The 4,540-nt window shown below is 41.7% G+C and carries 5 protein-coding genes and 1 pseudogene; 4 read left to right on the top strand and 2 right to left on the bottom strand.

Annotated elements, in window-relative coordinates:
• Positions 1-84: 84 nt before the first annotated feature.
• Positions 85-369, bottom strand: a pseudogene (locus Q1A70_RS18960) (porin family protein); the annotation flags it as partial.
• Positions 370-1,661: 1,292 nt separating this feature from the next.
• Complete coding sequence (locus Q1A70_RS18955) at positions 1,662-2,075, bottom strand: helix-turn-helix transcriptional regulator (RefSeq protein ID WP_140115165.1); 414 nt, start codon at positions 2,073-2,075, stop codon at positions 1,662-1,664.
• 121 nt (positions 2,076-2,196) lie between these two features.
• On the opposite strand from Q1A70_RS18955, the gene Q1A70_RS18950 reads away from it, so the two are divergent.
• The 4 genes from Q1A70_RS18950 (at position 2,197) to Q1A70_RS18935 (ending at position 4,427) form a co-directional block, all read left to right on the top strand.
• The gene (locus Q1A70_RS18950) at positions 2,197-3,498 is read left to right on the top strand and encodes a phage/plasmid replication protein, II/X family (protein WP_299695397.1); all 1,302 of its coding nucleotides are present in this window, start codon (positions 2,197-2,199) and stop codon (positions 3,496-3,498) included.
• Between the two features lie 9 nt (positions 3,499-3,507).
• Complete coding sequence (locus tag Q1A70_RS18945) at positions 3,508-3,789, top strand: single-stranded DNA-binding protein (protein ID WP_140115161.1); 282 nt, start codon at positions 3,508-3,510, stop codon at positions 3,787-3,789.
• Positions 3,786-4,118, top strand: a complete 333-nt coding sequence (locus Q1A70_RS18940; RefSeq protein WP_140115159.1) for a hypothetical protein — start codon at positions 3,786-3,788, stop codon at positions 4,116-4,118. The genes Q1A70_RS18945 and Q1A70_RS18940 overlap by 4 nt, the downstream gene beginning before the upstream one ends.
• A gap of 69 nt (positions 4,119-4,187) precedes the next feature.
• Entirely contained in the window at positions 4,188-4,427 is a 240-nt protein-coding gene (locus tag Q1A70_RS18935; protein WP_140115157.1) for a DNA polymerase III subunit alpha, read from the top strand.
• Positions 4,428-4,540 lie beyond the last annotated feature (113 nt).

Raw genomic sequence — 4,540 nt, 5'->3', positions numbered from 1 at the left:
AGGCTCTTTGGCATCTCGAATTAATGATAACTTTCAAGTTCTCAAGCCTGCATCTTCAAGTTGAACGAGTATACACTGTAACGTTACTTTACCAATTTTTCGGTATTCAGCTTCCAGCCCTAACTTGACCACATCGTGAGTATTAAATTGGTAACCACCGGCTAAGTTATACCCAAAATCTAACAGATCAGATGACACTTTAATTGAGCTATTGATATTTTCCAATTCAGTTTGGTTATAGAACCCGACGTCAACACCAGCATAGAAATTTCCATTATCTTTAGAGTTAACATTTTTATCACTGGCGATTGCGAATGAGTTCATGCCAAATATGGTTATAAGCGGCAGGGCGATTGTATTGAATTTCATTTTAAGCCTATGTAAACAATTATTAGTATTTGATATATTCTAACAAGTAGATGGCGATAAAAGCAATGTCAATCCATTGCAAGATATTGATTTATAAAGTTTAACTTAATAGATGAATGAGTGGTTGGATTGATTGCATCTTAGAAATAAGACTCAGAATTATGTGTGGTAATACAATGTTGCGTTGTCACTTATTAAGGGTGGATAATCGATCAGGACAGTGGTTGTTATGCGATATTATTGATCTAGTAGCCAAATGATCGTACAAAATCATCGTCAATAGCGTGGTGATTTAAAATTTTGGTAATGAGTGAGACCAACAGCAACGTAAGAAGATTCAGGAACTCGTGACTCTATATATAAAGATTGTTGTGAGTTGACTCTGATAAGAAACAAGCGCAGAAGATCAATCTTTAGCAGAGACGGATTCGTCAGTCCTAATTTACGAGCATACGAATAGGATGGCAAAGTATTTCTGCAAAGTCGATTCCCAACGTCAAAGTTCAGTTACACGAAAGTCACGAGCTTGACGAAGCTGGGCTTTATACATTCCACAGTTCATATTATGTAGTGAATAACTTAACAACGTTGACCTTAAAAAGCATGGAAAAATCATCGTGCCGCTGCACAGCTCAAATTAAGTAAAATCAACACTCAGAAGCGCTGTATGAGAACCTAAAAAGCCCCTCAAAATTAGCCTTCCTTACTGCGCATTATGGTTATGAATTATGTTGAGTGGTTTGCTGTAAGCCTAGAGTGAACAAAGGGTGGGCGGTGCGACTTGACCAAATCCGGCTTGCCGTGATGTCTAGGAGAGAGAATCGCTTTGAAGTGATAGCCCGTAACATAATTCGCATAATGCTGAACTTTCAAAGTTCACGAATCTAGCCCCGCAGGGATAAGGGCACTCTTCATACTTCTGGGGAGTGCCTTTTTAATTGCCCGAAAAGCAGGGAACTTGTTCCCGTAGCTCCCTTTGAAGAAACCACAAAACACCCTCCCTTCCTGCTAGAATCAGCCTTGCAGAGCCTATCAACAAAAAAGGCGTGTATTGCCACGGCAACCCGCCAGAACAATATCACACCCTCTATCTTTTCGACCTACCAACACAACGCGACCGCGTTTTGCGCCGCTCCGCGAGCGCGGGACGTGGGGGGTGGTGTGTCGTAGATGGGGGGAGGCAAGCGACAGCGCCCCCCATCTGAAACCGTTTCATTATCATGTGATGTTAGTCACCGAAATAGGGAGTAGACTCCCTTTAATAGTCTACTCTTGTGTAATATTTACACCCATTACTCTTGCTCTGAATGTATTGCAGCTAGGTATGCATTCTCTTTTTCTTCTTCCAAGAGCCTTGCTCTCATCACATCTTCTTCGCTTTTAACTGCAAGATCTTCAATGAATCTTTTATGATCAGGAACATGCTTCCATGTTGCTAAAGTCTCTAAATCTCCACGTACTGTTGCTTTAGCTCGTTCATAAATGAATTCCTCCAAACTGTACTTGGTATAGAGCTCTCCATTACATATCTCATCGGCTGTTATCTTCAAGTTCTCAGCTAATAACCTTATCTGAGTAGCTTTAGGTTCTGTCTCTCCGTTTTCCCACTTCAAGTATGTCTGCTTAGCCACTTTCACTTTTTTAGCTATCTGTTCTTGTGTTAAGCCTTGTTGCAAGCGTGCTTGCTTAATTACATCTTTTAACATCAAAAAATCCCTGTAGGTACGTTTATTTATTATTGTACTACCATGTTTTCACACTAAAGGCTTGAGGTAATGAAAAATAATAGATAAGTTATAAAAAAACGTACTTGACAGGTTTTTGGTAATGCTCGATTTATTGCGTGTAATGGTTCCTTTTAAAGCTGAATATTGCTTCCAGCTTGAGAACCGTTCGTCTGCAAATCAGGCGTATCACCTCGAACTAGACGTTAGAAAAGTCTCTTCTGAACTGGGTATAACTACAGGTGTTAGGACGTTACAGCGCAATGCTGATATGACCATCTCATCAGTGAGTGGTGAATACATCCTTTATGACTCGATACCAACTAGCTTTACTGGTGTCGCTATCAAGTTCAACAATGGTTCTCCTAACGTACCACCATCTATCGAAATCAAAGCCAGTCCCGCCAAAATCCTTCAAGGCCACAACATCTTCGGTCCATGCTCCATACTGCTTGGGTACGCTGAAATGTGTTCTGCGCTGGAACTCTCTCATCCGATGCTTGCAGATATGCTTGAATGGGATTTAGCTGAAGTGATGCAGTTAGACTGCACGTTCTCGGCAAATGTTGGCACTGAACAGAAAGCAAAACAGGCAATCGCTCATATGGCCAACGTGTCTCATGGGCAAGTTAAAGCGTCACGTAGTGAATACGAAACAACGTGTTATCACAACAGAGCATCTTCACACTGGCGTGGTAAGTGTTACTCAAAACAACACGAGTTCGAGAAGCAATACAACGATTATCGGGCAAAAGCAGAAAAGGGTGATCAACACGCTCAATCTATTGTTGATGCGATGTCAGACCCACGACTGCACCGCTTTGTAAGATGGCTAATCCGCTTTGAGGCAAGCGTAACAAAACGCAAATTAAAAGAACTGAATATACCGACAAAAATCAACGACCTAATTAACTACCAACAGCAGCTCCAAGAAACAGGCAAAGAGTTAATCCAAGAGTTATGGCTAATGACATATGGAGAGCTGATAAACCATACATATAGGGGTCACTCCATGAATATCTATGATGATGAATTAGTACAAAATACCTTGCGACTTAAACACCAGAAAGTAACGCCAAAGGGCAACATTAGTTATGCAAAAGCGGATAGGGCGTTCTCGTTTTATCGCCGTCTGGTCAATGAAGGATACCTCGAAGTTAAACGCTCGTTCTCCGTGACCAAAACGTTTTACAACAACTTCAACTTACTTCTAGATGCTGGATTTACCAAGGCTCAACTACAGAACTTACAAGGCAATGGCATGAATAAGGTTGTGCCGTTGGTTGATGTAATCACCGTTGACTTCTCTCAACAATATCCGGACTGGTACTTGGAGCCTGAGTTCGGTCCGTTAACTCGCCAATTACTTGCAAATGACAACGTTGTTCAGCTTCGAACAGCATAGGAACACACCATGTTAAAAATAGAGATCTTCGAAGAGGATGTGCGTGTTGACGTACGCACGACCAAAGCCAAGGATAACAAACCAGCGCGCAAAATCTATGAGCAGGTTGCTTATGTCTATCTGGGTGGCAAGTTCCCAACTCAAATGAAACTCTCACTTGATGAAGAGCAAAAACCTTATCCGGCTGGCATGTATACCGTTGAAAGTTCAAGCTATGTCGTGAATAACTTCGGTTCGCTTGAACTAAAACGCTTCGGTTTAAAAGTCGTGACCTTGGAGCCTGAACTATGAAAACACCAACACCAGAGCAGATTAAAAAAGAGTGCGGTCTGCCTGTGAATGCTCAGTTCATCGGCTGGTTAGTGCATAACCCAAACCAAGACGACTTCTTGATACGTTATCACTTGGACAGTTCGGCTTGGTGCTTAATGCCTGACACGGCTCATCGGTTCGAAAACTTCCAGTCTGCAACCGATGCGATTAAGCAGCTGGACATAGCACATAAAGCAATCGTGGTCATCGCGTTCGACTTAGATAGTCAGATAGTGGTTATCGCTCCAGAACAATATCGCGATGAGTTCCAATCTGAATCCAACAATCCATTTAGAGCGCAAGCCTAAAACAAATTAGCCCGTAACTGGTAGGACAGCTACGGGCTACTCACAATCAACTTGATAAGGAAGTTAATCATGAAAGAATATACCTTAGACGATGCACAAACTGTTGCCAATGACTTATGTGATATCTCATTGTTTTTAAATTCAGAATCTTGCCAGAAAAACGACGAACTGAGAGCAGTTGTCTGGGAACGGATGCAAAGCCAGGTCGAAAATCTTCAAGGAATCTTGTCTTGGTTGGAAATGGCACCAACAGTAAAAGCGCATTGGGAGGAAGCCGACAAGTTGAAAAACGTTACAACAATCAACTAAATACCCTAACCCTTAAGTGCGTATTATGGCCGCTTGTGTTCAATCAGTTACATAGATGTTTATATTAACACTATGCAATTTATCGTCTCTTCATAAGTAGCTCACAAACTTAG

The organism is uncultured Vibrio sp., assembly GCF_947488985.1.
In the GTDB taxonomy this organism is placed as follows: domain Bacteria; phylum Pseudomonadota; class Gammaproteobacteria; order Enterobacterales; family Vibrionaceae; genus Vibrio.
The sequence above is the reverse complement of the archived record's forward strand: the minus strand, read 5'-3'. Positions and strand labels throughout refer to the sequence as shown.